Annotated in this window: 2 protein-coding genes; one reads left to right on the top strand and one right to left on the bottom strand. The window is 67.6% G+C overall.

Annotated elements, in window-relative coordinates:
• Nucleotides 1-49: 49 nt before the first annotated feature.
• Entirely contained in the window at nucleotides 50-1,012 is a 963-nt protein-coding gene (locus MJ785_RS11160; RefSeq protein WP_308194828.1) for a DUF5995 family protein, read from the bottom strand.
• Nucleotides 1,013-1,228: 216 nt separating this feature from the next.
• On the opposite strand from MJ785_RS11160, the gene MJ785_RS11165 reads away from it, so the two are divergent.
• Nucleotides 1,229-2,024 (top strand): PAS domain-containing protein (locus MJ785_RS11165; protein WP_239380692.1); only part of this gene is annotated, 796 nt, incomplete at its 3' end.

Here is a 2,024-nt window from a genome sequence, read left to right on the forward strand (position 1 = left end):
GGTGCGTGCCCTGGCCCCGCGACGCTGCGTCCCCTATTGCCGGTCGCTCTTAGCTGCCGGCCGCTGGGTATACCGGCGTCGCCGCGGCCTCGGACGCCGCGCTGGACACCCGGTGGCGCGCGCACCAGACGTCCCGGGACATCGGCGTGGCCGCCGGTTGTTCGTCGGCAAGCAGCACCCAGAGCAACCGGGCGCGGGCTTCGGCGCTGCTCTCGATCGCGCGCGCGACAACGGCGTACTCTTCGGTGCCGCTGGCGGCGACCAACCGTTCGGCATCCTGCCAGGCGCGTTCCCGCCATGCCACCAGCATTCCCAACAGATCGTCCCGGCCGAGACCATAGTCGTTTGTCTCGTCATCCAGGTGCGGGTCGAAACGGGCTGCCTCCTCCGCCAGCAACGGATCCAGCACGCTCGCCAGGATCGCGTTGATGCGGTCGTGGTCGCCCTTGTGGCTGCGCCCACCGGGGCCGACCAGGCCCAGCTCGGCGAGAACGAACGGCAGGTCGCGGGTGATGTGGGCGTTCATGCCGAGCAGCAGGTCACCAGCGGCTGAGAGCGTCGTTGTGGCGGCCGCGCTGAACGCCACCCGCCAGGCTGGTGGCACGTCTGCGGGACGGTCCGCCGACCACTGGCCAGACGCCTGGAACCGGTCGAACGCCCGGAAGTAGTACGCGGCGAACAATGCGTCCTCGGCGTTGACCCACTCGGGATCCGCGAAGGAGCCCAGCTGTGAGGCGGTGTCGCGAAATGCCTCAGTCGTGCGCAGGTAGGCGAGGGAGAAGACCGCGCGGTGGTCGCAGTAGTCCGCTAGTGGCCTGAGGCGGTTACGCATAGTTGTCACTGTTTCCTGTACGCATGCCGGCGAGCCGGTTACGCAAGGTGGGGGAAATCGATGCCCCGCAGGCTCGGCCGCGGCTCGATCAGGCATCCCGGCCAGCGGTGGAGCAACTATCAGTAGTGTTATGACTGCGCTTCGTAGCCATCCCATGGGATGGCATGGTAGCCAGGCCATAACTTAAAGCATTTACAGCTGGATGAAGAGTCGTGATAATGCTGCGCTATGTCCCTCCAAGGTCACAATCCGGATGCGGCGATGCTGCCGCTCTGTGCGGGGCGCCAGGATGTCGTCGGCGGACCGGCCAGGTCACGACACAGCAACAGCCGCCACGGCCGGGATGTGCGCGAACCGCCTGTTGCCCAACGTGGCAACGCCACGCCTGACGGGCTGATGCCCGTCGCGATAGATGGTTCCGGCCGGGGTGTCCTCGACAGCCTCACCGAGGTCGTCTTCCAGACCGACGCCGAGGGGCGCTGGACATATCTCAACCAGGCATGGACGACGGTGACCGGTTTCGATGTCATCGCGTCGCTGGGGAGCCACTTCCTCGACTACGTCCACCCGGATGAATACGACCAGACGATCGCACTGTTCATGGCGGTGGTGGCCGGCGGTTTCGATCATTGCCGGCATGTGGCCCGCTACCGGACCAGCGACGGTGCGTACCGGCGTGTCGAGATCCGTGCCAATGTGCTGCGAACGCCGGACGGTGAGGTTTCAGGCAATTCGGGGACGATTATTGATGTGACCCGTGGCCGGCTGGGAGCTGAGACGGTCGGTGAGCATATGGCGCTGTTGGAGCTTGTTTCCGGGGGCACGCCAGCGGACGAGCTTCCGGTCGGTGTCGCGGTCTACGACCGCACGCTGGGTCTGCGCCGGACGTCGCGGGTCGTTGACCGCCTGCTCGGCGAGCGGCTGCGGGCCGGCGAGCCCCTGGACAGGCTGGGATTCCTGTTGCGTCCGCGCGGGGAGGGAGCCGCGCTGGACGGCGAGTGGGGACTGGTGGCCACCGCGGCGCGGACCGGCCGTCCGCAGCACGGTGACGTCAACCTCGTCAGCCGGGCCGACCCCGACCCCGGCGGGCCCGGCGGGCCTGGCGGGGAGCGGGCGCTACGGGTCTCGGTCATCCCGAACGTGGAAGGGCGCCAAGAGCTGATCGCATTCGTGTTGCAGGATGTCACGGATC

This window comes from Protofrankia sp. CiT1 (assembly GCF_917627335.1).
Classification (GTDB): Bacteria; Actinomycetota; Actinomycetes; order Frankiales; family Frankiaceae; genus Protofrankia.